Here is a 20,851-nt window from a genome sequence, read left to right as displayed (position 1 = left end):
TTCTGTAATTTAGATATAGTTGCCTAGATTCCAAAAGAAATTAGATTTAAGCTAAACAAAAACAGGAGGCGCATATGTTTGGCGGGCTTTTTGTAAGCCTTATACCGCAGGAACTCTTGGCGGTACTGGCTTGTCCTAAATGTAAAGGAGACCTTACGGTTGATGAATCACGTCAAGGGCTTGTTTGCTATAAATGTTCCTTGCTTTACGAAGTAAGAGACGGTATTCCTATCATGCTCGAAGAGGAAGCCCAGAAAATAGACCTTAAAAACGAAAACAAAAAAGATGAGTGAACCTCAAAAACCTGCTCCAGCGCAGTTATTTTTTAGTATATTTGCTCGAGATGAAAGCATTATAGAGAAAGTGAGCCAAAAACTTACCGATAATTTGGGGCCTATAGATTTTAAAAGTCCTTTGATCCCTTTTGACTGGACTGATTATTACGAAAAAGAGTTTGGAAAAGATTTAGTGAGGCGTTTTATCTTTTTTGAAAGGCTTATTCCCCAGGAAAAAATTGTCCCTATAAAACATTTGGCTTGGAAGCTTGAAAAGCTCTTTAGCAAAGGGAATAAACGCCAGGTAAATATCGATCCAGGCTATCTTTTGTTGGAAAGGTTAGTCTTGGTTACGTTTAAAAATTTTTCACACCGCCTTTATTTAGGTGATTATGTTTACGGTGAGGTCACCATGATTTACACCAAAGGTGATTTCAAGTCTCTTCCCTGGACTTATCCAGATTATGCTTCTGAAGAGGTAAGGGCTCTTTTTAGGGAAGCTAGAAAGCGCTATCAGGAAAAGTTAAAGTTATGCTTATAGATTCTTATGGCCGAAAAATAACTTATCTTCGCGTTTCCGTTACAGACCGCTGTAATTTACGCTGTTTTTATTGTTCAAGTAAAGATTCCTTTGCCAAACTACCCCCGGAAAAGATTCTTTCTTACGAGGAACTTTATCAAATTATTAAGGTAGCGGTATCTTTAGGGGTCAAAAGGGTACGTCTTACCGGTGGAGAACCCTTAGTACGCAAGGACTTAGTTTCATTTGTAGCGGCGCTGGCCCAAATTCCAGGTCTTGAAGATCTGGCCTTAACCACAAACGGTATCCTATTTGCCTCTATGGCCTTAGACCTTAAAAAGGCAGGTCTTAAACGGGTTAATATAAGCTTAGACGCCATTACTCCTCAAAAGTACAAAGAAATTTGCGGGATAGACGCTTTAAACCAAGTTTTGGCGGGAATCGAAAAGGCTTTAGAAGTAGGTTTTTCCCCGGTGAAAATCAACATGGTGGTTATGCGGGGGCTAAACGATGACGAAGCCATTGAAATGGCCCGTTTGACCCTTAAAGAGCCTCTTGAAGTCAGGTTTATAGAATTTATGCCCATTGGCTCAGGGGCACCGTGGGAAGAAGATCTTTTTATGCCTGTTTCAGAAATAGAAAAAAGGCTTAAAGAAGTATTTGGTGAGCTGCACCCGGCCTCTAAAATAGGGGCAGGTCCAGCTAAAGTATTTACTCTCCCTGGCGCTAAAGGCAGTGTAGGTTTTATTTCAGCTATAAGTAATCATTTTTGTCATAAGTGTAATCGCTTGCGTTTAACCCCTGAAGGTCGTTTGCGTCTCTGTCTCTTTTCTGACGAAGAAATCGACTTGAGACCATTTTTAAACCAAAAGAATCCTCAAGAGGCTCTTAAAGAAGCCTTTTTAAAGGCTATTCAAAGAAAGCCGTCCCAGAGATCTCTTGACACATCTCCTAAAAGGCTTATGCGAAGTATAGGAGGTTAATTTTATTTTTAAACACTCTTGCCAAAATCGATTTATTCCGATAATCGGAGATAGCTAATTATTAGGGAGGTGAATTTTATGGAGATCCCTCAGGACAGGCTTTATTCAGAAAATCATCTCTGGGTTAAAAAGAAAGGACGTGGCTCCGTGCTTGTTGGGCTTACTGATTTTGGCCAGCTAAAACTTGGCGAGATTATTGACCTTGAACTACCTGACGAAGGAGACGAGCTCATCAAAGACGAAGTTTTTGGAAGCATTGAATCAGCACAAGGGGTCTTTGATCTGGTGGCTCCTGTAAGTGGAGACGTAGTAGAAATTAACGAAGATCTTCTTGATTCGCCTGATTTAATCAACGAAGATCCGTACGAAGAGGGCTGGATCCTTAAAGTAAAACTTTCAGACCCTGATGAACTTGAAGATCTTCTTACAGCTGACGAGTACGAAGAAGTTACAGCTGGAGAAGAAATTCTTATTGACGAAGAACCTTTTGATTTTGAAGAAGAGGAGTAGGGCATGCGAGTTTTTATGTTTCCAGGCCAGGGGTCACAATACGTTGGCATGGGAAAAGCTGCTTATGACAATTTTTCTGAAGCCAAACGCGTTTTTGAGGTAGCTGAAAAGGTAACAGGTCTTCCCATTAAAAAACTCTGCTTTGAAGGCCCAATGGAAGAGCTTACGCGTACTTTTAACCTGCAACCTGCTCTTACGGCTGTTAATTTGGCTATCTATGAGGCACTTAAAGCCCAAAATTTTGAACCAGAAATTGTTTGTGGGCACAGCCTTGGAGAATATAGTGCCCTTTACAGCGCAGGGATTGTTTCTTTAGAAGATGTTTTTCGCTTAGTTTTGAAGCGCGGAGAGTTAATGGAACGCGAGGCTCAGAGAAGGCCTGGTGAGATGTATGCGGTTATAGGGCTTTCTCGTCAAAAACTCGAAGAAATCCTTTTAAAAGCCCGAGAAAAAGGGATAGTGGCCCTTGCTAACCACAACACACCGGTTCAAATTGTTATTACTGGGGAAAAAGAAGCTACTTCTTACGCTGCAGGCCTTGCCAAGGAAGCCGGAGCAAGGGTGGTAAAACTAAAAGTAAGCGGGGCTTACCACAGCCCGCTTATGGCTCAAGCTGCTGAAGACTTTAAGACCTTTTTAAAAGAAATTCCTTTTCATTCGCCCCAAAAGATATTTTTCTCAAATGTTTCAGCTAGAGCTGAAGAGGATCCAAATGAGATTAAAAAATTAATGGGCGAACAAATTGAAAGCCCGGTTCGTTGGGTGGAGGAGATAGAAAATATTTTTGCCGCGGGCGGACGGGATTTTATAGAAGTTGGCCCTAAAACGGTTTTAACTGGTCTGGTTAAAAAGATTCTACCTGTAGAAAAAATTTCTCTTCGAAACGTGGAAAATCCCGCCGAGGAAAATTTTTAAGTTTGTCTTTTTACGTGTCGAAAATAAAGAGGATGGACGACGAGAAAGTACTAAAATTGTTGTCTCATATCCCGGAGCTATTTTTTCTCCTTTCACCGGAGTTTGGGATTCTCTGGGGTAATAATGCTTTACGAGAACTTGTTGGTGAGAAAGAAAAACTTATTTGCTATGAATTGATACACCGTCGTAAAAATCCCCCGTCAAATTGCCCGGCCCTAAAAGCTCTAGAAACCAAAAAGACTTGTTGGGCTGTTATGCAGGCTGAGGCCTTGGATAAAGAATTTTTTGTAATGGTGAGTCCGGTTATAAAAGACGATAAAGTTCAGGCCCTATGGCACCTGGCTTTGGAAAATCCGAAAGATAATCCTTTTTTAGCTGAAGATCTAAGAGTTTATTACGAAACCATTGGCCTTTTGGCTACTGGTTTGAGCCACGATATAAAAAATATGCTTACCGCTGCCCTGGGTGAGCTAGAGCTTTTAGAGATGTACGCCCAAAATAATCTTTTTTTAAAGCGGAAATGTCAAAAAGTAAGAACTATTCTTGAAAATATAACAGAATTAGCAGAAAAATTCTGTGATATAGGCAAAAATAATAAAAAACCTGAGCTTATTAACATAAATCAAGTTTTTCATGATATGAAATCTCTCCTTAAAGCCCTGGTACCAGCTGAAATAGACTTTCAAATCTTGTTAAATCCCTATGTTGGCGAGGTTTTTATCAATAGAGGGAGACTTGAACAAATTATCCTTAACTTAGTTTTAAATGCCATTCAGGCTATTTCTGGTACAGGCAAAATATCTCTTAACAGTTTTAACGAGGGTGACTATGTAGTTATTTCTGTTGAGGACAACGGTAAAGGGATCAAAAAGGAGCTTCTCCAAAAAATTTTTGAACCTTATTTTAGCACTAAGAAAAAGGGTTCAGGCCTGGGGCTGGCCATGATCAAAAAGTGGATAAAAGAAGCCAAAGGTAAAATTAAGATAAGCAGTGTTGAAGGAGAGGGAACCAGGGTAGAAGTTTGGCTTCCCAGGGCTTTATAGTGAGTTCAGATTTGTTTAAGCGGGAATTAAGAGTCAATAAAGTCCTTTATGGCTTTAAAAAACAATTTATTGAATGATTTTCCCAATAGTCGCCTCCCAAATACAAAATTTATCTCATTTAAAAGTAGGCTGTCTTCGGGGTGAATCAGGAAATCAATAGCCGCCAGATTGATGTCGGTTTTAAAACAAAGCGTTTTGGTAAGTTCGAGGGCCTTTTTTTCAAGAGTCTTATCTGGGCAAGGGATAGCCTTGCCCCCCTGGGCTAAATTGGCTTTAAAATTAGGCCCAAGTGCCCTCCAGAATGGAAAAAATTCACGGCCTATCACCACCACGCGCAGGTCATAGGGGACAGGCAAAAATTCTTGCATTAGGAAACCAAACTTACCTTCTCTTTCCCGCTGTTTTATGCGAGCAAGGGCTCTTTGCCAGGCGCTTTCATTTTCTATAAGAAAAACACCTTGGCCTTCATGTTCGTCATCAGTTTTGAGGACAAAGGGATAAGAAAAAATTTTAACCTTAATAGCGTTTGGGTGGGATCCGAGGGCCGCAATTTTTGGGAAAAAGATGGTGTTTGGATAAGGAAGATCAAGGGCCTTAAAAAGCAACATCTGGCCACTTTTACCAGGAAACTTGAACCGTATATCGTAATTAGGGAAGCTGCGTAACCCCTTTTGGCAAGCGTAAAAGTAGAGTTGAGAAGGAAAGACTTGGGGCCAGATAACTATATTGGCCCGGTAAAGATATGAAAGTAATTCGTCATTTATGGCCGAAAAGGCCCAAAAATTATAGTCTGCCTTCACTAAAGGATGAAAAGAAATTATTGGCCCGCTCGGGTGAGTGCTTATATTTAATTCGTCAGCCATTTTCTCAGGAGGTTAACTATGGAAGCCGTAATTCTGGCAGCAGGTTTGGGAACGCGCCTTCGCCCTTATACAGAAAATTTTCCTAAACCGCTTCTCAAAGTGGCTGGCCGAGAGCTTCTCTATCGCCATTTATGTCTCCTTAAAAGAAATGGAGTCAAAAAATTTGTCGTGGTTATAAACCATTTACATCGAGTATTTTACCAGAAATTTCTGAGAGAAAACCCTCAGTTCGATGTAGTGCTGGTGGAAAACCCCTTCCCTGAAAAAGGAAACGGCTATTCGTTCTTTTTAGCCAAAGATTACGTTTCCGGACCCTTTGTATTGACCATGGGCGACCATATTTATGAGCCAGCCTTTCTCGCCAAAGCTTTAAATAAAAAAGGAGCCATTCTAGATAAAAAGGGCCTGTATATTGACCATGTAGAGGCAACCAAGGCCCTCTGTAAAAACGGGCGTATTATCCGCCTAGGCAAAGAGCTGAAAGAATATACTGGTTTTGATACAGGTTTTTTTGTACTTGAGCCAGATGTTTTTAAGGTGGTAGAAGAACTTATTAATCAAAAATCAGAGGTTTCGCTTTCAGAGTTACTTTCGTTTGCCAAAATACGCTGCAGTTTTGTATCAGGTTACTTTTGGATGGATGTAGATACACCTGAAGATTTGAGAAAGGCTACTAAGTTATTGCTCAAGTCGGCAGTTAAAGGGAAAGGAGACGGTTTTATATCGCGCACCATCAACCGTCGTCTTTCTACCTGGGTAAGTGCCAGGCTAATAAACCACATAACCCCTAATCAAGCCACCATTTTTACTACTGCCTTGGGGCTTTTGGCGACTTTACTGCTTTTTTGGAGTCCGGTTGCTGGAGCTATTCTTTATCAATTGAGCTCTGCCCTTGATGGTATAGATGGAGAGATAGCCAGGGTAAGCCTTAAGGAAAGTGCCTTTGGAGGTTGGCTAGATTCAGTGCTTGACCGAGTGGTTGATTTTTGCTTTCTAGCAGGGCTTTTTCTTTTATGGCAACCTTCAATTATATCGGATCAGGCCATGGCTTTAGCTGCTATATTTGGAAGTTTTATGGTGAGTTATACCGCAGAAAGATATAAAGGTGCTTTTTATAGGGATATTTATGAAGATATTCCCTTTTTAAGTAAAGTTCCAGGAAAAAGAGATGAAAGAGTTTTTTTGACCATGATAATGGTTATTCTGGGCCTTTGGCGTGAGCTTTTCTGGACTCTGTCCCTGGTTTGTAACTTTAGAGTCTTTTTAACTATTTATTTAGTGGCACGAAATGAAGCCTCTCTGGCTCTATAAATTTCTAGACTTGCAAATTTGTTACCTCTTCCTATTTTAAAGCTATGAAGCGGCGGTGGTTTTATATAATTTGTTTAACTTTTTTATTGCTTCTTCCTAAATGGGGGAGGGCCCAAGAAAAGCCATTGGTAGTTGCTAGCATTTTTCCTCTGGCTGAATTGGCCAAAGCTGTTGGTGGCCAAGAAATAGAAGTAAAGCTCTTACTTCCTCCCGGGGCAGATCCTCATTCCTGGGAGATTACGCCGCAAGATGTACTTATGATGAAAAAGGCCAAGGTCTTAGTAGCGGTAGGTGGCGGGCTTGAGCCTTGGCTTGATGACTTTTTAGGCAGCTTTTCTTCTAAAAATCTAAACGTGATTTTTATGCTACCTGAGAAAGTGAAACGCGTTCATAGAAACCATAACCACCATTATGGTTTAGATCCTCACGTGTGGCTTGATTTTCCTAGAGACATACAATTTGTTGAAAGATTAGCCCAAACTTTTGGAAAAATATTTCCAACCAAAAAAGATATTTTTTTAAAAAATGCCAAAGAGACTCAGACTAAGCTTAAAGCCTTACACGAAGCCTATGTGAAAAGTTTGAGTTCTTGTTCTAAAAAAATAGTTCCTTTAGCTGGTCACAAGGCCTTTGGTTATTGGGAAAAAAATTACGGCTTGCATTTTGTTGCCTTGGCTGGTCTTTCCCCAGAAGCTGAACCTACCCCTAAAACCCTCTATCAGCTTATCAAAATCATGAAAAAAGAAGGCTTAAAAGCTATTTATTATGATGAACCTCGGTATCGTAAATTTGCCGAAGTAATAGCCCATGAAACCGGAGCCCAAATCTTTTATCTATCCTCAGGTGCTATTCTTACCCAAGAAGAAATATCTAAAAAAGTTAGTTTCTGGGATCTTATGTGGCGCAATTTACGCTATCTGTGTATCGGATTAGAATGTTCTTGCCCGAACTAAATTAACCCTACAACCGCGTTTGTATAGGGAGCAAGATAACGGGGGCTTGGGGGTGACCCCCAATGCCATTTTTTAAACCTATAATCCTGTCTCAAAGGGAAATTTCTCGGTAAAAATAAGATTGTTTTCTGTTTTTTTTACAAGTTTTTGACTGTTTTAAGGGTGATACTTAAAAAATGTATCTTAAGTACCCAGGCTAGCGTAAAAGGTTTAAAGCCCAATTGATACAACATGTTGTGTATGTAGCAATTGACAACCACAACAAAATGGGTTAGCTTGCCATTTAGTTCCACAAAAACAAGGGGGTAGAGATGGAACCTTTAGTTAGAAAGCGTGATGGGAGTTTTGTGCCTTTTGATAGGCGTCGTATTGCCAGTGCAGTTTTTAAAGCGGTAAAAGCCGTTGGTAAAGATGACCGTAAAATAGCAGAAGAAATCGCCGATGAGGTAGCTTTAAAGCTTTACCGCAATTTTTTTAAGTTTGGAAACGTTCCGCACGTAGAACAAATTCAGGATTTAATAGAAGACACTCTCATTGCCCACGGCCACGGAGATATTGCCAAGGCTTATATCCTCTACCGTGAAAAACGCAAACAAGCCCGTGAAATTGGTAAGGCCATTGTTGACGGCATAAACCTTATTGAAGACTATCTCACCCAGGAAGACTGGCGTGTTCAGGAAAACTCAAATATGAATTATTCCCTTCAGGGGCTTAATTTTCACATTTCTTCTTCAGTTGTTGCCCGTTATTGGCTTACCAAGCTTTACCCAGCTGAGATTGGTGAAGGTCATCGTGAAGGAGATTTTCATGTCCATGACCTTGGTATCCTAGGTCCTTACTGCGTAGGATGGGACCTTTACGATCTCTTACTCAGGGGCTTTGGCGGAGTGCCAGGCAAAGTAGAATCAACTCCTGCCAAACACTTTCGTACCGCCCTTGGTCAGATAGTCAATTTTTTCTATACCCTTCAAGGAGAAGCTGCTGGCGCTCAGGCCTTTTCTAATTTTGATACCTTGTTGGCTCCTTTTGTGCGCTACGATAATCTTTCTTACCGCGAGGTAAAACAAGCCCTTCAGGAATTCCTTTTCAATGTAAACGTACCAACGAGGGTGGGTTTTCAGACGCCTTTTACGAATCTCACCATGGACTTGAAGGTTCCTGAAACCCTTAAAGACCAGGCAGTAGTTATTGGCGGAGCATTAAAAGAGGAAACTTATGCTGATTTTCAGGAAGAAATGGACATGATTAATCAGGCCTTTTGTGAGCTCATGATGGAAGGCGATGCCAAAGGCCGTATCTTTACCTTCCCCATTCCAACTTACAATATCTCCGCTGATTTTGATTGGGATAACGAAAAACTTGAACCCCTTTGGGAGATGACGAGGAAATACGGCATTCCTTATTTTGCCAACTTTGTTAACTCTGACATGGACCCTAACGATGCCCGTTCTATGTGTTGTCGCTTGCGTCTTGATAATCGCGAACTTCGCAAACGGTTAGGTGGTCTTTTTGGTTCAGCCCCCCTTACTGGTTCAATTGGGGTGGTTACCCTTAATATGCCTCGCATTGCCTATCTGGCTACCTGTGAGGAAGACTTCTTTGACCGGCTTATTCGTCTTATGGAGCTTGCAAAAGTCTCTCTAGAGATTAAACGCAAAGTAATTGAAGACTTTACGGAAAAAGGACTTTATCCCTATTCAAAAGTTTATCTCGCCGGGGTTAAAGAACAAACTGGTGCCTACTGGACAAATCACTTTTCCACTATTGGTATCATTGGTATGAACGAAGCCTGTTTGAACTTTGTAGGTGAGCCTATCTACACTGAAGTTGGCAAAGAATGGGCCAAGAAAGTGCTCCTTTTCATGCGTGAAAAGATATTTGAATTTCAGGAAGAGACAGGAAATCTGTATAACCTTGAGGCTACCCCAGCAGAGGGGGCAAGTTACCGATTGGCAAAAATTGATAAAAAGAAATTTAGCCGTATCATCACCGCTGGTACTGACGAAGTTCCTTATTACACTAACTCAGTCCATCTTCCGGTAAACTATACCGATGATATCTTTGAAATCCTTACCCATCAGGACGACCTGCAAACCCTTTTTACCGGGGGAACAGTAGTTCACCTCTTTATTGGTGAGGAGATTCCTGATACCAATATCGTAAAGCAGTTGGTACGCACTATTGTCAATCGTTTTAAACTCCCTTATTTCTCTATTACGCCTACCTTTTCAGTTTGTCCGGTGCACGGCTATATTCCCGGGAAACACGTAGTGTGTCCGTATCCTCATACCGAAAAGGAGCTTGCCCTTTTTGGACGTGAAGTAGAACTAAACGAATTAGATCTTGCTACTTTGGCAGATAAAGCTTATCGCAAAATAAATTAGAGGAGGAGTAAAAGAATGGAAAATAAAACCGTTATGCCTAAGGTTAAGGTAAAAGCCGTACCAGTTGAAGTCTATTCTCGGGTAGTGGGTTATTTTCGCCCAGTACAGAACTGGAATAAAGGTAAACAGCAGGAATTCAAAGAAAGAAAACACATTCCTATAAGCCGCTTAACTGGTTGCGGCTGCCGTTAAATCAAGGGGGGCCTTCCCCCCTTACATCTATCACGTCTTTTTCACCTCGTTTTTGTTATTAACATCTTGGCAAAATGCTTTTTTAAGAGACTGCTTCGCCCTCCAGGCTCGCCGTGAGTAAATGGTAGATGGCCGATGGCTGGTGGTAGATGGAGGATGGCGGAAGAGACTGCTTCGCCTGTTCCGAGCGCTAGCGAAGGGATCTCACTCCGGCTCCTCGCAGTGACAAATATGGTAAGGGCTTGCAGTGACAATGTAGCAGTCATGCGAGGCAGCGAGAGCAGCCGAAGCAATCCCAATTTATACTTTTGGGATTTTATAACGGTCTATTTGTTGTCGGAACATAAAACACAGACAATCTTTTGGGCTTTTATGTCTGAGTTTATAGATTTTGTGTATTCAGGTGCTATATTTAATTTATGTACTTAGCGCGGCAAAAAAGAGGAAAATACACTTATTTTTTTCTGCGAGAATCATATTTTGCTGATGGGCTTTGGCGAAGTCGTGATTTAATAGCTTTAGGAAGAGATCCTTCTCGTTTTATTGTCTATCCTGGTGGCAATAGCTTTTATATTAAAGAAGAAATAATCGAAAGCCTTGCGGAAAAAGGAGTTAAAACTGACCAGTGGGAACTAGAAAAGATATTTTGGCCTTTTGTAGATCCTCATATCCGCCGCGTAATAGAAAATTTTTCGGCGCACCAGGTTGTTAAAAGAAATCGTCTTTCTGCTCGTGAACAATTAGCACTTCAGCAGAAATACCACATATTTGATTGTCGGAGGCTTCTTTTTTTAAAATTTGGCGGAACTGAAGTTGATTTCTTATTAAAGCGGCCTCTCGGCTTTTTAAATGTTCTTTATCAGAAAAGTCGAGACGAAATAGAACAATACATCATGGTTGCTGAAGAAAAATTGCGTCCTCGGGAGACATTAGCCTATATTTACACATCTTTTGGTCTAGCCAAGCACTTTCCCAATCGTTTAAGCCGTTATATGCCTGAGGCCCAAGCAATGGAAAAGATAGATGAGGCCTTTCTTTGTGAATTATGTCTTTTGCTGGAAGACGAAAAGTACCTTATGGGGCTTGAGCCAAACCAGGTATTAAAAGAATATCTTTCCCGTTACGTGATTATGTATTTTGATCGGTTAGCTCAAGAACGCCGCTTTTTTGAAGAACGTGAAGCCAGACTACTCGAAAAACGTCGGGCTGACTTATATCATGTAGCCCATGAAGCCGCAGGCCTATTTGGCCTTTCGCCTGAAAAAATTATTCGCTTAAATAAAGACGAACTTTCAACTCTCTTTAGGCGTAAAGCAAGAGAGCTACACCCCGACCAAGGGGGTGAGCACGAAGCCTTTATTAAACTGCGCAAGCTTTATGAAGAACTTATGAAACTACAAGGTTATCAGAGACTTATCTAATTTTGGGCCTTCTTATTACGACAAATTGAGATACTTTTTAAGGCTATCTATCCCTTCTTTTTCTAGTAGAACGGCAAAACGTTTTTTCTCTTCACCTTTTTCTTTAAAAAAGTTAAGCACACCTCTCATAATAGAAATGGCTTCTTCTTTTGAAGAAACCGTGGTCAAATAAGTAGCTGCTTTGGGTTTATAGCCGCCTTTTCCACCCACCAAAATTTTGTATCCTTCTCGTACGCCCACAAAACCAAGGTCCACAGTGTTGGCCCAGCAACAACAAGCCGGACAGCCAGCAACGGCTACTTTGAATTTATGTGGAAGTTCTTCTGCGGGGAAGGCCTCCCATATAGCTTCTGAAAGAGGGAAAGTTTCTTTAAGGGCAATTTTACAAAAAGGTAATCCTACACAGGTGCGGGGCTGAAGACTTTTGCCAGCCTTGCGGATGAAAGCTCCAGCTTTTTCTAGACGCTTTAAGGCGTCGAGAGCTTTTTCTTCGTCAAGCCTCAAAATCATTATTTTTTGGGCAGTAGTGGGATGAATAATGGCCCCTTCGCGGGCTAGTTCAGCAAGTACTTGTAAGATCTCTGCAGAAACTTGGGCTTGAGGTAGTTCAAAACTTATAGCCACGCTTCCATCTTTTTGAGGAATAAGACCTGGTTGCATAATGCCCTCCTTTATTGAAACTCAGAAGAAATAGCTTACATAATTTAAACTAGTCCATTTTAACAAGAGGGGATTTAAAAAGCTTGGTGCGGGAGGGGGGACTTGAACCCCCACGGGGAATAGCCCCACCGGATCCTAAGTCCGGAGCGTCTACCAATTCCGCCACTCCCGCGGCCCTTTCAAATTGTCAAGAAAATAGGCATTCGTCAAGAGGGCTTTATAAGAAAGGCCCGCCTTTTGGCGGGCCAGGCGGGAGGTTTGCCTATTTTTCTACTTTGACGGGGATTTGTTTACCTTTAGCTTCGGCCTTTTTGGGTAAGACTATCTTCAGTACACCGTTTTTATAAGTGGCTTCTACTTTATCGGTATCTACATCAGCAGGGAGTTGGATACTCCGCACAAAGCTTCCGTAGCTGCGTTCAATCCGGTAAAAGTTTTCGCCTTTTTCTTCACGTTCCTGTTTCTTTTCACCGCGAATAGTTAACGTATTTCCAGAAACTGTAATTTCCAGTTCATTCGGGTCAATTCCTGGGACATCAGCCCTTACAATAACGGCATCTTGAGTTTCTGAAACATCAAGGGCTGGCACCCATTCAGCTTCAAATACTTCAGGTAAAGTCTCTTTACCGAAGAATTCCGTCCAGAGTCTATCCATTTCACGCTTGAGCTCACGAAGTGGTCTGAAAGGTACGAGCTCAGGCATGGTTATCACCTCCTTTTAGTTTTTCTACCAAAAAGATAAGTTCAGCAAAAGTGGAGTCAATCTCCCTGAATTAGCGTTTCTGGCGGCGAGGATCAGTTGCTTCCTGAATAGCTTCACCAAGGAGGTTAAAGGCAAGCACGGTGATTAAAATGGCCATTCCCGGGAAAACCGAAAGCCACCAGGCAATGTCAAGGGTTTCCTTACCCTCGGTTAACATGTTCCCCCAGGAAGGCATGGGCGGCTGGACGCCAAGGCCCAAAAAAGAAAGGGCTGATTCTACGAGAATGGCACTTCCCACTCCTAAAGTAGCGGATACCAAAATTGGGGGCAAGGCATTGGGCAAAATATGAAAAAAGATGATACGCCAGTTATTAGCTCCCAAGGCCTTCTCCGCCAGGACGAACTCTCTTTCTTTTAGGCTCAAAAACTCGGCACGCACAAGTCTCGCTACTCCCATCCAGCTGGTAAGCCCTATGACTATCATGATGTTTACGATTGACGGCTCAAGGTAGGCAATAACAGCCAGTATTAGAAAAATAGATGGAAAACAAAGCATTATGTCTATAAAGCGTGAAATTATGTTATCTACAAAACCACCGTAGTAGCCAGCAAGAGCCCCAAGTACCACCCCAATGGCCAGAGAAATACCCACAGCGATGACTCCCACTTCTAAGGAAACCCTTGCTCCGTAAACAAGACGTGATAAAACATCGCGTCCCAAAAGGTCCGTCCCACACGGGTGAGCAAAACTTGGAGGGCTTAGCACGGCCTCTACGTTAATGGCTAGAGGGTCATAGGGAGCAAGGTAAGGCGCAAACACCGCCACTATTATCAAGAGCAAGACTACCAATCCACCAGCAAGCCCTAATGGATTACGCAAGAGTTCCCTAAACATTTAAGTCTTCCCTAACCTGATTCTTGGGTCAGCTAAGGCGTAGCAAATGTCAGCAATCAAGTTGCCAAGGAGAGTGAGCACCGAAACGATTACCAGACTGCCCATAATCACCGGGTAGTCTCTGGCCATAACCGCCTGCCACATGAGCTGGCCAACCCCTGGAATGCTAAAAATAGATTCAAAGATTACGCTTCCACCCACCAAACCTGGCACCGAAAGGCCCAGCAGAGTGATTACGGGAAGAAGGGCGTTTCTAAGGGCGTGTTTATATATGACCACCCTTTCGGGAAGGCCTTTAGCTCTCGCGGTGACAATAAAATCCTGACGCAGAACTTCTATCATAGAAGAGCGCATAAAACGCGAGAGCCCGGCCAGGCCGCCAAAGGCCGATACCAGCACCGGCAAAACCAAGTGTCTCGCCCAATCAAGGATTTTTTCAAAAGTGCTCATGCTTTCATAGCCCATAAGGGAGTGGACGCCAGAGATAGGTAAAATAGGCCACTTGATGCCGAAAAGCCACATGAGAAGGAGAGCTAGCCAGAAGCCCGGCATGGCGTAGCCTATGAAGACAAAAACCGTAGTAGCCCGGTCAAAAAGGCTACCCTCCCTAACAGCTGAGGCTACACCTATAGGTAAGGCCACGGCAAAGATTATCACCATGGAAAGGACGTTTATGAGAATGGTTATCGGCAGTCGCTCTTTTATTTTATCCCAGACTGGGCGGCGGTCAGGGGCAAAAGAACGGCCAAGGTCAAGGGTTAAAAGACCTTTTACCCAGCGGAAGTACTGAACGTACAAGGGTTTATCAAGGCCGTATTGAGCACGAAGCCTCTCGCGCATCTCGGGCGTGAACTTAGGGTTAAAATCGGCCATAGGGCTTATGGGTTCTCCAGGGGCAAGCCTTATTACCAGAAACGAAATAATAGTGATTCCCCAAAAGGTGACGATAAGGGTTAATAACCGGCGGGCCAGCCAGCGTATCATGGCTTTGAAGCTCCTAGCTTTACTTTTTTGAGTTCCGCCTCTGAAGGCCTTAAATAAATAGGTAATAATTTAAAGGGGTCATCAATTTCTCCGTCCAAATAGCGCTTTCTCGCTAAAAAGGCTACATTGGCCGCTCTTAGGTGACGCAAATTAGGCGGAGCTAGTAAAAACTTGTCTCCTAGCATTTCTTGAAACAAAGCATTATAAACCTTGGCTCCATCGCCTACAAAATAAGTCGGCTCTTTTATGCGCTTGGCGAGCTTTTCAGGGGTAAGAAGGGCAGGGGGCATAATTTCTTCAAGGCCTTCATCTTTTGGTTGATAAATAGCGGTATAGACCTGGTTTCTTCGGGCATCAAGGAGAGCACAGACAGGTTTCTCTGATATGATGAGAGAATACGCTAAGGCTTCAAGGGTTGAAATGCCAATCAAGGGGAGTCCGCTGGCCAAGTGAAGCCCTTTAGCTGTGGCCAGCCCTATGCGCAAGCCAGTAAAACTTCCAGGGCCAAGCCCAATACCAATAGCCGCTAAGTCCTTCAAATCAAGTTTTAGTTGTTTTAAAAGGTAATCAATGGCCAGCATCAGACGGCGCGAGTGGGTTTCCTGGCTGGCCAGCGTTATTTCGCCAAGTAATTCTTTTCCTACTATGGCTACTCCACCGCAAGGGCTTGCTGTTTCTATAGCAAGAATTAAAGGGCTTTCACTTTTCAGGTTACTCATATTCTGGTTATGATAGGCGGAGAAAGGAGTTTTGCAAGCCATGGAAAATAAAAAAGAATTCCTGGCCCGGACCTTCTTTTTTAAAGGCCTTTCTGACAAATATTTAGAGGCTGTTAGCCGTATTGCTCACGTTAAAAAAATGCGCAAAGGCGAATTTATATTTCAAGAAGGTGATCCGGCCCGGGGTTTTTACATTGTTTATAAGGGCCAGGTGAAAATTTATAAAGAATCTCCCAGCGGCAAAGAGCAAATTATTCATCTTTTCGGTCCGGGAGAGCCCTTTGGCGAAGTCCCGGTCTTTGCTGGATTTGACTTTCCGGCCCACGCTATGGCCTTAACCAACGGAGAACTTTTATATTTTTCCCGCCAGGAGTTTCTTGATTTGATTAAAAAGGATCCCTCTCTGGCTTTGAATATACTGGGTGTTTTGTCGCAAAGATTACGCCAACTAGTGGCCATGGTAGAAGCTCTGGCCTTGAAAGAAGTTTCTGAAAGGCTTGCCTCTTATTTGCTTTATCGGCATGAGCAAACAGGGGCAGAGGAGTTTGACCTCGGTATGAACAAAACCCAGCTAGCCAGTTTTTTGGGTACTTCCCCTGAAACTCTTTCCCGTATGTTCAGCAAACTACAAAAACTTGGCCTTATAGAAAGTCGAGGGAAACAGGTAAAAATTATTGACAGGGAAGGGCTTTCGGAAATCGCTGCTGGTATCAAGCCTTTTAGTGTATGAATTTCCTACAACCCCTTTTGTTTGCCAATTTTAAAACGGATAAAATAGACACTTGCTATTTGTGAGCCGTGTTTCTGTTGGAGATAACGCAAAAGATCATTCTTAATTAGTTGGAGCCCGTCAGCGTTTTGAAAATCAAGCCAATCCCACTGGCTTAGCCTAGAAATCATTTCGTGTTCCAAAAGGTCTTTGGCTTCTTTGAACTTTTTAGCTGTCTTTTTTTCTTTAAAACGGATTACCAGGTCAAAATATACATAAGTTCCTCGGGGAGCGTTTTTAGGAGAAAAGATCAATTTTTCGATGAATATTTCGTTATCTTTAAGACTGGCCATAAGTTTTTCGTATTTCTGAGGCCTTGGTTTTTTATTTTCAAACGGGAGGGCCTTTAGCATAGAGGGAATTTCTTCTTTTGAGGGGGCCCTATTTTTGAAAATGATTTTGGTAGGGCCGAATACCAAAAGTCCTCCCAAAATCAAAATAGTTAACAGAAGGGCAATATATACGTATTGTTTTTTCATTTGTATTTATTTTCGGCCAAATCGGTTTTAGTCTTTATTTTTCAGAGAAAGGGTATTTAGTCCATTTGGTAAAAGGGGAGAGGCTTAGCTGCCGTAGTAGGTGGTCAGCCAGGACCAGGCGTACCATGGCCTGGCAGACAGGCACAATGCGAGGGATAGCTGAGGCATCATGGCGGCCACCAATTTTTATTTTTCTCGGGTTTAATCTTTCATCTACGGTTTCCTGTTCTTTGCTAATACTGGGTATGGGCTTTACCGCCACGCGGCAGATGATTTCATCTCCGTTTGAGATGCCGGCAAGAATTCCTCCGGCGTTATTGGTTTTAAAACCGTGTGGCGTAATTTCGTCATTATTTTCTGAGCCCAGGAGTTCAGCCGCGGCAAAACCGGCGCCAATTTCTACGCCTTTTACCGCGCCGATACTCATAAGGGCCTTAGCCAAGTCTGCATCTAGTTTGTCAAAAACAGGCTCGCCTAAACCTGCAGGCACTCCCTGAGCCACAATTTCCACAACGCCGCCTATAGAGTCTCCCTTGGCTCTAATTTCTTTTATACGTTCTTCCATTTTGGAGAGAGCTTCTGGGTCCGGGCAAAAAAGGCGATTTTGGTAAATAAAAGATAGGTCTCTTTTACTGGCCTTAACCCCGCCTAAGGCCACAGTATAGGCGTGGACTTCTATGTTCCAGGTTTCAAGCAATCGTTTGGCTACGGCCCCTGCGGCTACGCGGGCAGCGGTTTCTCTCCCGCTTGAGCGTCCTCCTCCACGCCAGTCACGCAATCCGTATTTCCAGAAATAAGTACAGTCTCCGTGGCCTGGTCTAAAAATGTCTTTTATGGTTTCGTAGGCGCTAGAGCGGGCGTCTTCGTTATAAATTAGGAGGGCAATGGGTGTACCGGTGGTGCGACCTTCAAAAACACCTGAAAGCAGGTGAACACGGTCTTTTTCCTTGCGAGGTGTCTCACCTAAGGCCTTTCCAGGGCGACGTTTATCAAGTTCTTCCTGGATGTAAGCTTCGTCAAGTTCAAGCCCTGGCGGACAGCCATCTATTACTACGCCTAGGGCCCTTCCGTGTGACTCACCAAAAGTGGTAATCCTAAAGGCCTGGCCCAAAGTATTTCCTGGCATAAAAACTCCTTTGGCAATTTAGCTTATTATTTTAACCTAACTTTGAATTTATACCTAAATTCTACCGTAACCAGTGTTACCCCCTACATCAGTTCCTATATTAATCCGAGCGTTTTTTACACGACAAAGTATCGCCGCTGACATAATCGCTAAAGCAAAGCAACCCTCGCTGTCACAGCAAGGCCTCATTAGAGATCGAAGCAGTCTCAGGGATTGCTTCGCTGCGCTCGCAATGACTCAATTGCCGCCTATTTAGTGACCTCATTATACCTCATTATTATTCGAGAGAGATAAAATTAAAAGAGATTAAAAAGAAGTGAAACAAGGAGGGATTAAAGGAAAGAGAGTTTAATCATCCCAACCAATAGGTGGGCCAGTAGGAGTAGCAGAGTTGCTGCTGTTTGTAGTAGCAGCAGGGTCTTCTTTTTTGTCTTCAACCCATTTTTGAGTGCCACCACCTATGGTAAGCTCTAACCCGGAAAGCTTTGGCTTAATGCCGTCTAAAGGTAATCTAACGCCGAGGTTTGTTGCTCCTTTGAGAGCTTCAATTCTTGCCCTTAGTGCTTCTTGAATGCTGTGATTTGGTATGTTGTAGCCAAGTTCTGCACCTAAAGAGCCGCCAAGGTCTTCTGTTCCAGCGTATAAGTCAGCACCTACACCGATTGTTTTCTGAAAAGGTGCTACGAATAGTTCAGCACTGTAACCTGTGTTGTCATCAAGATGCGCAAAGCCGCCTTCAACCCTTGCACCTTTAAGGAAACCCCTGCTTAAGGGAAAGCTAACCGCAGCAAATACCCTGTCTTCAGCCCTCGCCTTTTTAGCAGGCAACATGTAAGCACTTGCAAATGCAACAGCACCTACCAAAGACCCAACAACGAATTTTTTCCAATGCTCATATGCCATTGCGTCTTCCCTCAGGTTCCACGAGGAGCAAAATTGTGAAATAAATACTTATCTTTTCACACTTTGTCAAGAAATATTTGTTGGAGTGTTAGGGGGCCAGGATTTTTCCCTCAAGGGTAAGAGAGAGCCACATAGGTAGTATACCCCTGGACTTCGTTTCTTTCAGAAGACGGGGTTTATTGGGATGGTTTTTTTGGTGATTGTTATGCCGTTGATTTTTTCTATTAGTGTTATTTTAGGAGTGATGGTGGGTAAGGGGATAGTTGTGTGGTCGGAGAGTTCTAGTTCGTGGGAGAGCGTGTTCCAGCGGCAGTGGCGGAATCTGTGCATGGCGTTGGTATCTACTATTTCTGTGCTTGTGTTTGTTATGTCGGGGATGATGTTGATGGCGTTTAGTTGGTAGGTGAGTGCGTGGGTGGTTGTTATGGCGTCGTTGGTGTTGAGCTGGTTATTTTCGTTTAGGTCGCATTTTCCGTCAATAGGGATTAGGTAGAGTGTTGCGGTCCAGGTGCCAAATATTCCTGCTTTTTGGAGTGTGTTGTAGATTGGGGTGAGGTTGAAGGTTAGGGTGTTTTGGCCGGGTTTTAGGGTTATATAGGGGTAAGCTTTCATGGCTCCTATGGAAGGGATGTTGTAATTTGAGGTGTCGATTTTGCTGGCAGAACTTAGTGCGCCGACGAATGAGTAGTAATAGTAGAGAGGGTTTGAGTTATACCAGCTGGGGTATTCTCTGCCGTTGTAGTAGAGGTAGTCGCCGTTTGAGAGGGTGTCGGAGTCGTCTAGTTCGGATTTTAGGGTGGTTGGGTTAGGGTATAGGTTGTTTGGGTAGGAGTAGGTTTTGAGTTTGCCGGAGCTGTCTTTTTGGAGCTCTTGGGGTAAGATGTAGAGGTCTTTGTAGGGTGAGCCTGTGGTTGAGGTTAGTTTTAGGTATGCGAAGTATTTGGTGTAGTAGTTTTTTTTGAGGGTTTCGGCCAGAGCAGGGGGCAAGTAGCTTGCTTTGTGGAGCTCGACACCGTTGTATTTTATTGGGATGCCGCTGATGGTTTGTAATGGGTTTAGGTTGTTTTGTATGGTGACGGAGAGTGTTTTGGTGGCATCGTTATAGTTGTCAGAGATGTATGTTGCTTGGCATTTGGCTCCTGCGGGGAGTTCGTAATGGTGTGTGGGATCAGATTGGCGGTAGTGTTTGGGGAAGTCGGCGTTTACGGTATAGGTTTGATCAGGATAGCCATTGTAAGCATTAGGGTCAAAGTTTATCCAACTTTTTAGTAATAGATGGTTTTCATCGTTTGGTTCAAAGAATATTCTACCGTAACCATAGTTACTTCCTACATCCGTTCCTATAGAAGCCATCCAGTGTTGGGTAATGCCGGAAGGAAGGCTATCTTGATAAGAACTCGTTCCTTGAGCCAGGAGATCAGAGCTTTGTATGTCTGTGTAAGTGCTATCCGTCCTATATACTTGATAAGTGTAATCAGGTTCAAAATAAAATTCCATACCTGCTCCGTTGGCCAAGCCAAATAGGAAGAGCACGAGAAATAAACTTGCCCACAGGTTTCTTAAGGTTGCCATAACTATGCAGGCAAGCTGTTTTAATTTAAATGTTTTTTATTATTCAAAAGAGATGAAATTAAAAGAGATTAAAAGGAAGTGAAACAAGGAGGGATTAAAGGAAAGAAAGTTTAATCAAGCCCACCAGGAGGGGTAGTAGGGGTGGAAGTGTTACTGCTGCTTGTAGTAGTAGCAGGGTCTTCTTTTTTGTCTTCAACCCATTTTTGAGTGCCACCGCCTATGGTAAGCTCTAACCCGGAAAGCTTTGGCTTAATGCCGTCTAAAGGTAATCTAACGCCGAGGTTTGTTGCTCCTTTGAGAGCTTCAATTCTTGCCCTTAGTGCTTCTTGAATGCTGTGGTTTGGTATGTTGTAGCCAAGTTCTGCACCTAAAGAGCCGCCAAGGTCTTCTGTTCCAGCGTATAAGTCAGCACCTACACCGATTGTTTTCTGAAAAGGTGCTACGAATAGTTCAGCACTGTAACCTGTGTTGTCATCAAGATGCGCAAAGCCGCCTTCAACCCTTGCACCTTTAAGGAAATCCCTGCTTAACGGAAAGCTAACCGCAGCAAATATCCTGTCTTCAGCCCTCGCCTTTTTAGCAGGCAAGATGTAAGCACTTGCAAATGCAACAGCACCTACCAAAGACCCAACAACGAATTTTTTCCAATGCTCATATGCCATTGCGTCTTC

22 protein-coding genes, 1 tRNA gene and 1 pseudogene are annotated in these 20,851 nt (G+C 43.0%); 12 read left to right on the top strand and 12 right to left on the bottom strand.

Annotated features, from left to right (window positions below; all coding sequences use genetic code 11):
• Nucleotides 1–74 precede the first annotated feature (74 nt).
• From THEIN_RS00670 to THEIN_RS00645, 6 genes are all read left to right on the top strand, one after another.
• Nucleotides 75–293 carry a Trm112 family protein gene (locus THEIN_RS00670; protein WP_013906765.1) on the top strand — a complete coding sequence of 73 codons (219 nt, stop codon included), beginning with the start codon at nucleotides 75–77 and terminating at the stop codon, nucleotides 291–293.
• The gene (locus THEIN_RS00665; RefSeq protein WP_013906764.1) at nucleotides 286–816 is read left to right on the top strand and encodes a DUF4416 family protein; all 531 of its coding nucleotides are present in this window, start codon (nucleotides 286–288) and stop codon (nucleotides 814–816) included. The genes THEIN_RS00670 and THEIN_RS00665 overlap by 8 nt, the downstream gene beginning before the upstream one ends.
• Entirely contained in the window at nucleotides 807–1,778 is a 972-nt protein-coding gene (gene moaA, locus THEIN_RS00660; protein WP_013906763.1) for a GTP 3',8-cyclase MoaA, read from the top strand. Before THEIN_RS00665 ends, moaA begins: the two co-directional genes overlap by 10 nt.
• A 78-nt stretch (nucleotides 1,779–1,856) precedes the next feature.
• Nucleotides 1,857–2,288, top strand: a complete 432-nt coding sequence (gene gcvH / locus THEIN_RS00655; RefSeq protein WP_013906762.1) for a glycine cleavage system protein GcvH — start codon at nucleotides 1,857–1,859, stop codon at nucleotides 2,286–2,288.
• A gap of 3 nt (nucleotides 2,289–2,291) precedes the next feature.
• A complete protein-coding gene (gene fabD, locus THEIN_RS00650; RefSeq protein WP_013906761.1) occupies nucleotides 2,292–3,203 on the top strand; it encodes an ACP S-malonyltransferase in 912 nt (303 codons plus the stop codon).
• Between the two features lie 32 nt (nucleotides 3,204–3,235).
• Entirely contained in the window at nucleotides 3,236–4,246 is a 1,011-nt protein-coding gene (locus THEIN_RS00645; protein WP_013906760.1) for a sensor histidine kinase, read from the top strand.
• Between the two features lie 26 nt (nucleotides 4,247–4,272).
• Here THEIN_RS00645 and THEIN_RS00640 read toward each other — a convergent pair whose 3' ends face one another.
• Complete coding sequence (locus THEIN_RS00640) at nucleotides 4,273–5,109, bottom strand: ATP-grasp domain-containing protein (protein WP_013906759.1); 837 nt, start codon at nucleotides 5,107–5,109, stop codon at nucleotides 4,273–4,275.
• A gap of 18 nt (nucleotides 5,110–5,127) precedes the next feature.
• Here THEIN_RS00640 and THEIN_RS00635 point away from each other — a divergent pair, with 18 nt between their 5' ends.
• The 5 genes and pseudogenes from THEIN_RS00635 to THEIN_RS00615 all read left to right on the top strand — a co-directional run bounded on the left by THEIN_RS00635 (nucleotide 5,128) and on the right by THEIN_RS00615 (nucleotide 11,370).
• Nucleotides 5,128–6,420, top strand: coding sequence for a bifunctional L-myo-inositol-1-phosphate cytidylyltransferase/CDP-L-myo-inositol myo-inositolphosphotransferase (locus THEIN_RS00635; protein WP_013906758.1), 1,293 nt, complete (start codon nucleotides 5,128–5,130; stop codon nucleotides 6,418–6,420).
• A gap of 44 nt (nucleotides 6,421–6,464) precedes the next feature.
• On the top strand, nucleotides 6,465–7,373 hold the full coding sequence (locus tag THEIN_RS00630; RefSeq protein WP_013906757.1) for a metal ABC transporter substrate-binding protein: 909 nt from the start codon (nucleotides 6,465–6,467) through the stop codon (nucleotides 7,371–7,373).
• 311 nt (nucleotides 7,374–7,684) lie between these two features.
• On the top strand, nucleotides 7,685–9,757 hold the full coding sequence (locus THEIN_RS00625) for a ribonucleoside triphosphate reductase (RefSeq protein ID WP_013906756.1): 2,073 nt from the start codon (nucleotides 7,685–7,687) through the stop codon (nucleotides 9,755–9,757).
• Between the two features lie 63 nt (nucleotides 9,758–9,820).
• Nucleotides 9,821–9,949, top strand: a pseudogene (nrdD, locus tag THEIN_RS12115) (anaerobic ribonucleoside-triphosphate reductase); the annotation flags it as partial.
• Between the two features lie 419 nt (nucleotides 9,950–10,368).
• The gene (locus tag THEIN_RS00615; RefSeq protein WP_013906754.1) at nucleotides 10,369–11,370 is read left to right on the top strand and encodes a molecular chaperone DnaJ; all 1,002 of its coding nucleotides are present in this window, start codon (nucleotides 10,369–10,371) and stop codon (nucleotides 11,368–11,370) included.
• A gap of 15 nt (nucleotides 11,371–11,385) precedes the next feature.
• Here the strand turns inward: THEIN_RS00615 and THEIN_RS00610 are convergent, their stop codons facing one another.
• The 6 genes from THEIN_RS00610 to tsaB form a co-directional block, all read right to left on the bottom strand.
• Entirely contained in the window at nucleotides 11,386–12,030 is a 645-nt protein-coding gene (locus tag THEIN_RS00610) for a nitrite/sulfite reductase domain-containing protein (RefSeq protein WP_013906753.1), read from the bottom strand.
• 84 nt (nucleotides 12,031–12,114) lie between these two features.
• Nucleotides 12,115–12,202 (bottom strand) — tRNA-Leu (locus tag THEIN_RS00605).
• Nucleotides 12,203–12,292: 90 nt separating this feature from the next.
• Nucleotides 12,293–12,733 carry an Hsp20/alpha crystallin family protein gene (locus THEIN_RS00600; RefSeq protein ID WP_013906752.1) on the bottom strand — a complete coding sequence of 147 codons (441 nt, stop codon included), beginning with the start codon at nucleotides 12,731–12,733 and terminating at the stop codon, nucleotides 12,293–12,295.
• A gap of 70 nt (nucleotides 12,734–12,803) precedes the next feature.
• Nucleotides 12,804–13,628: an ABC transporter permease gene (locus tag THEIN_RS00595; RefSeq protein ID WP_013906751.1), complete on the bottom strand. Its 825-nt coding sequence runs from the start codon at nucleotides 13,626–13,628 to the stop codon at nucleotides 12,804–12,806.
• A complete protein-coding gene (locus THEIN_RS00590) occupies nucleotides 13,629–14,612 on the bottom strand; it encodes an ABC transporter permease (RefSeq protein ID WP_013906750.1) in 984 nt (327 codons plus the stop codon).
• Nucleotides 14,609–15,373 carry a tRNA (adenosine(37)-N6)-threonylcarbamoyltransferase complex dimerization subunit type 1 TsaB gene (gene tsaB, locus THEIN_RS00585; RefSeq protein ID WP_052299020.1) on the bottom strand — a complete coding sequence of 255 codons (765 nt, stop codon included), beginning with the start codon at nucleotides 15,371–15,373 and terminating at the stop codon, nucleotides 14,609–14,611. Before tsaB ends, THEIN_RS00590 begins: the two co-directional genes overlap by 4 nt.
• On the opposite strand from tsaB, the gene THEIN_RS00580 reads away from it, so the two are divergent.
• The gene (locus THEIN_RS00580; RefSeq protein ID WP_013906748.1) at nucleotides 15,372–16,061 is read left to right on the top strand and encodes a Crp/Fnr family transcriptional regulator; all 690 of its coding nucleotides are present in this window, start codon (nucleotides 15,372–15,374) and stop codon (nucleotides 16,059–16,061) included. The two genes, tsaB and THEIN_RS00580, sit on opposite strands and share 2 nt — an antisense overlap.
• Before the next feature lie 5 nt (nucleotides 16,062–16,066).
• Here the strand turns inward: THEIN_RS00580 and THEIN_RS00575 are convergent, their stop codons facing one another.
• From THEIN_RS00575 to THEIN_RS00555, 5 genes are all read right to left on the bottom strand, one after another.
• A complete protein-coding gene (locus THEIN_RS00575; RefSeq protein WP_013906747.1) occupies nucleotides 16,067–16,579 on the bottom strand; it encodes a flagellar basal body-associated FliL family protein in 513 nt (170 codons plus the stop codon).
• 34 nt (nucleotides 16,580–16,613) lie between these two features.
• A complete protein-coding gene (gene aroC, locus THEIN_RS00570) occupies nucleotides 16,614–17,705 on the bottom strand; it encodes a chorismate synthase (protein WP_013906746.1) in 1,092 nt (363 codons plus the stop codon).
• Nucleotides 17,706–18,053: 348 nt separating this feature from the next.
• Nucleotides 18,054–18,608, bottom strand: coding sequence for a hypothetical protein (locus tag THEIN_RS00565; protein ID WP_013906745.1), 555 nt, complete (start codon nucleotides 18,606–18,608; stop codon nucleotides 18,054–18,056).
• A gap of 162 nt (nucleotides 18,609–18,770) precedes the next feature.
• A complete protein-coding gene (locus tag THEIN_RS00560; protein ID WP_013906744.1) occupies nucleotides 18,771–20,180 on the bottom strand; it encodes a hypothetical protein in 1,410 nt (469 codons plus the stop codon).
• Nucleotides 20,181–20,290: 110 nt separating this feature from the next.
• On the bottom strand, nucleotides 20,291–20,842 hold the full coding sequence (locus tag THEIN_RS00555; RefSeq protein ID WP_013906743.1) for a hypothetical protein: 552 nt from the start codon (nucleotides 20,840–20,842) through the stop codon (nucleotides 20,291–20,293).
• Between the last annotated feature and the right edge of the window lie 9 nt (nucleotides 20,843–20,851).

The organism is Thermodesulfatator indicus DSM 15286, assembly GCF_000217795.1.
Taxonomy (GTDB): Bacteria; Desulfobacterota; Thermodesulfobacteria; order Thermodesulfobacteriales; family Thermodesulfatatoraceae; genus Thermodesulfatator; species Thermodesulfatator indicus.
This window is presented reverse-complemented; position numbering and strand designations above follow the sequence as displayed.